This is a genomic window from Halorubrum sp. AJ67, from assembly GCF_000513435.1.
The window spans coordinates 7,905-10,978 of record NZ_CBVY010000031.1; the positions used below are offsets into that span (position 1 = coordinate 7,905).

The 3,074-nt window shown below is 70.2% G+C and carries 5 protein-coding genes; 4 read left to right on the plus strand and 1 reads right to left on the minus strand.

From position 1 onward, the window contains the following. From BN903_RS14655 to BN903_RS14670, 4 genes are all read left to right on the plus strand, one after another. Positions 1–645 (plus strand): gamma-glutamyl-gamma-aminobutyrate hydrolase family protein (locus BN903_RS14655; RefSeq protein ID WP_048078434.1); only part of this gene is annotated, 645 nt, incomplete at its 5' end. After that, positions 646–1,563: a glutamine-hydrolyzing GMP synthase gene (gene guaA / locus BN903_RS14660; protein ID WP_048078435.1), complete on the plus strand. Its 918-nt coding sequence runs from the start codon at positions 646–648 to the stop codon at positions 1,561–1,563. Beyond that, positions 1,563–1,973: a CTP synthetase gene (locus BN903_RS14665; protein WP_048078436.1), complete on the plus strand. Its 411-nt coding sequence runs from the start codon at positions 1,563–1,565 to the stop codon at positions 1,971–1,973. The genes guaA and BN903_RS14665 overlap by 1 nt, the downstream gene beginning before the upstream one ends. Further along, a complete protein-coding gene (locus tag BN903_RS14670) occupies positions 1,970–2,281 on the plus strand; it encodes a glutaredoxin family protein (RefSeq protein ID WP_048078437.1) in 312 nt (103 codons plus the stop codon). Before BN903_RS14665 ends, BN903_RS14670 begins: the two co-directional genes overlap by 4 nt. A gap of 45 nt (positions 2,282–2,326) precedes the next feature. Here BN903_RS14670 and BN903_RS14675 read toward each other — a convergent pair. Then, a partial coding sequence (locus BN903_RS14675; RefSeq protein WP_048078438.1) for an HVO_2922 family protein occupies positions 2,327–3,074 on the minus strand: 748 nt, incomplete at its 5' end.

Here is a 3,074-nt window from a genome sequence, read left to right on the forward strand (position 1 = left end):
CTGTGGGTCGACGCCGACGAGACGACGGACCGCCACGAGGAGCGGCTCGCGTCCGCCGACGCCGTCGTCGTCCCCGGCGGGTTCGGCTCCCGCGGGACGGACGGGAAGATCGAGGCGGTCCGGTACGCCCGCGAGAACGACGTGCCCTTCCTCGGGCTCTGCTTAGGCTTCCAGATGGCGGTCGTCGAACACGCGCGCAACGTCCTCGGGTTGGAGGGTGCCCACTCCGCCGAGATCGACCCCGACACGCCCCACCCCGTCATCGACCTCCTTCCCGACCAGTACGAGACAGAGGACATGGGCGGGACGATGCGGCTCGGCGCTCACGAGACCGACATTCGGGCCGACACGCTCGCGGCGCGGGTGTACGACGCCGACTCCTGTACCGAGCGCCACCGCCACCGCTACGAGGTGAACCCCGAGTACATCGAGGCGCTGGAGGCGGACGGACTCGTCTTCTCCGGCCGCGCTGACAACCGCATGGAGATCTTAGAGCGCCCCGACCACCCGTTCTTCTTCGGGACGCAGGCGCACCCCGAGTTCCGGTCGCGCCCGGATCGTGCGAGCCCGCCGTTCGTCTCGCTCGTCGAGGCGGCGCTGGAATCGACGGACACAACCGAGCGGAACGCGGACGTGAGGCTATAGATGGTCGAGACGGAGGAATTCATCGCGGAGGCGAAAGCGGAGATCCGGGAGGCGATCGGCGACGCGAACGCCGTGATCGCCCTCTCCGGCGGCGTCGACTCCTCGGTCGCGGCGACGCTCGCGTACGAGGCGGTCGGCGACCAGCTCACCCCCGTCTACGTCGACACGGGGCTGATGCGCAAGGGCGAGACCGAGGAGATCCGCGAGACGTTCTCCTTCATGGAATCGCTCCGGGTGATCGAGGCGCAAGAGCGGTTCTTCGACCGCCTCGACGGCGTCACCGACCCGGAGGAGAAGCGGCACGTCATCGGCGAGGGGTTCATCGACGAGTTCGAGACGGTCGCCCGCGACGTCGGGGCCGACTACCTCGTTCAGGGGACGATCTACCCCGACCGCATCGAGTCCGAGGGGAACATCAAGTCGCACCACAACGTCGGCGGGCTCCCCGACGTCGTCGACTTCGAGGGGATCGTCGAACCGGTGCGCGACCTCTACAAGGACGAGGTCCGCGAGGTCGCCCGCGCGCTCGGCCTCGAAGAGGTCATCTCCGAGCGGATGCCGTTCCCCGGCCCCGGGCTCGCCGTCCGGATCGTCGGCGAGGTGACGCCGGAGAAGGCCGAAGTCGCCCGCGAGGCGACGCACGTCGTCGAGGAGGAACTCGAGGAGTACGACCCGTGGCAGGCGTTCGCCGCGGTCCTCGGGAAGGCGACGGGCGTCAAGGGCGACAACCGCGTCCACGGCTGGGTCGTCGCCGTCCGCTCCGTCGAGAGCCGCGACGGGATGACCGCCCGCGCACAGGAGCTGGACTGGAGCACGCTCCAGCGGATTCAGAGCCGGATCACCGGCGAGAACGAGAACGTGGCGCGCGTCGTCTACGACGTGACCCACAAGCCGCCCGCGACGATCGAGTACGAGTGATGACGGACCAGATAATCGCCGTCGTCGCCGGCCCGGACGAGCGCGGTCTCGGCGAGGAGCTGGCGGCGCTGGGCGTCGCGATCGCCCGCATCGACGGGCTGGTCACGGCGGAAAAGCTCGAAGCCGCCGGGATCGCCGACGCCGACCTGTTCGTCCTCACGGACGTCGAGGAGGCGACCGGAATCCCGATCGCGAAGGAGCTGAACCCCGACGTCCGGATCGTGACGTACGCGAGCCGGTCGCTGCCGGAGTTCGTCGCGACCGTCGCCGACCTCGCGGTCGACCCCGACCTGCTGGGTCCCGAGACGGTGGCCGAGGAACTGCTGGCGGACGACGAGACGGACGACGGCGAGCCGAGCGAGGACGAGACGGACGACGGCGAGCCGAGCGACGACGAATCGAACCAGTGAGCGAGTCGACCTCGACCGACGGCGGGGAGGGCGACGCCGACGACGGCGCGGACGCGACCGTTCCGGTCACCCTCTACACCCGCGAGGACTGTTCGCTCTGTGTCGTCGCCCGCGAGACGATCGAGTCGGTCGCCGCCGACCTCGACGGCGTCGCGGTCGACCTCGACGAGGTCGACGTCGACACTGATCCCGAACTGGCCGAGGAGTACGGCGAGCGCGTCCCGTACGTGCTGGTCGACGGCCACCCGGCGTTCAAATACGAGGTCGACGAGCGCGACCTGCGCTTGAAGCTGCTCGCGGCGACCTGACTTCGAAAAAAACCGCGACTGACCCCGACGACCGCGACTCCCCCGCTACTTCTCGACCGTCTCCGCACCCGGCGCGTTCGCCTTCACTCTCGTCACGGCCTCGACGGCGTTCGACCGGGAGGCGTACCCCTCGCCGGAGTCGGAGAGGACGTTGCCGTTGCGGTGGCGGAGCCGCCAGCGCCACTCCTCGGCGGCGTCCTCGTAGATCTCGAAGGCCGCACTGCCGGCCGCGAGCGTAGTCGCGTCGGGCGCGTACTCGCCGACGCGTTCGATCGCGTCCGTCGCGTTGGACTTGGAGGCGTACCCCTCGCCGGAGTCGGCGATGAGGTTCCCGTTGTCGTGGACGAGCCGCCAGCGCCACTTGCCGCCCCTGTCCTCGTAGGCCTCGAACGTCGCCTTGCTCTCGCCGTCGCCCGCCCGCCCCTCGGCGTCCTCGTCGTCGGGGAACGCGAGGCCCGCGCCGCCGGCGTTCGACCTGACGCTGTCGAGCCCCTGCTGGGCCTTCTGCCGGGAGGCGTATCCCTCGCCGGAGTCGGCGAGGACGTTGCCGTTCTCGTGGACGAGCCGCCAGCGGTACTCGCCGGCCGCGTCGCGGAACACCTCGAACGCCGCGGGGTCGATCCGGAGGTAGTCCGCGGCCGCGACGTGGTCGCGCAGCTTCGCGAGCGCGCGCTTCGCGTTGGACTTGGAGGCGTACCCCTCGCCGGAGTCGCCGACGACGTTGCCGTTGTCGTGGCGGAGCCGGAAGCGCCACTCGTCGGCGCTGTCGGCGTACAGCTCGAAGGTCGCCTGA

Bases quoted from the DNA above. Each gene is read 5' to 3' on its own strand.
- guaA (WP_048078435.1), top strand. From the start codon at position 646: ATGGTCGAGACGGAGGAATTCATCGCGGAGGCGAAAGCGGAGATCCGG.
- BN903_RS14665 (WP_048078436.1), top strand. From the start codon at position 1,563: ATGACGGACCAGATAATCGCCGTCGTCGCCGGCCCGGACGAGCGCGGT.